Source organism: Polaromonas sp. P1_G2 (genome assembly GCF_056405515.1).
In genome coordinates this window covers 1-826 of record NZ_JBFUBY010000577.1, presented here as the reverse complement: position 1 = coordinate 826, position 826 = coordinate 1, and the positions used below count along the sequence as shown (strand labels likewise).

Sequence of the window (826 nt, the reverse complement as noted above, 5' to 3'; positions counted from 1 at the left end):
CTTCGTGCTCTTCCTCTATGGCCCTTTGTCGGCGATCCTGATCCTGTCTTTCCAAGGGCCGGATGGCGGGCTGACCTTCCCGCTCAACGGCGTGTCGCTGCACTGGTTCGCCAACCTGTTCGAAAAGCAGGCGGTGGGCGATTTCGGCGGTTCGTTCGAGCGGTCGTTGACCCTCGGCCTGATGGTCATGGTGGTCAATGTCGTGGTGTCGCTGCTTGCCGGTCTCGCCTTTCGGCGCAAGTTTCTCGGTGCAACGCCGCTGTTCTATCTCGCCATTGCCAGCCTCGTCGTACCGTCGATCATCATCTCGCTCGGCATCGGCGTTCTCTTCCAGCAATTGGGCATCGAGCCCTCCTGGTACACGTCGGGCTTCGGCGCGCATCTCACCTGGACACTGCCGTTCGGCGTGCTGATCATGTTTGCGGTGTTCAACCGGTTCTCGCCGGCCTATGAGGAAGCGGCGCGCGACCTCGGTGCGACGTCCTGGCAGACGTTTCGATATGTACTTCTGCCGATGATTGCGCCGAGCCTGGTCGGTGTCGGCCTGTTCGGCTTCACGCTTTCCTATGACGAGTTCGCCCGCACGCTGATGACATCGGGGACCTATAATACGCTGCCGCTCGAAATCTACGGCATGACCACCAATGTCACGACGCCGGTGCTCTATGCGCTCGGCACGGTGACGACGGTTTTCTCCTTCCTCGTTATCGGCGGCACGTTAGGCACCATCGTCTACCTCAATCGGGCGCGGGCGCGCGGATGAGCGAAGCCAGGCGAACGAAGCTGCTGGTCGTCAATCCCAACACGACAGCAAGCATGACTGCAA

Annotated in this window: 1 protein-coding gene; it reads left to right on the top strand. The window is 60.8% G+C overall.

The window, feature by feature from the left end:
- Positions 1 to 763, top strand: a 763-nt coding sequence (locus AC1D0P_RS26275; protein ID WP_477679410.1) for an ABC transporter permease, incomplete at its 5' end; no start/stop codon positions are given.
- Positions 764 to 826 lie beyond the last annotated feature (63 nt).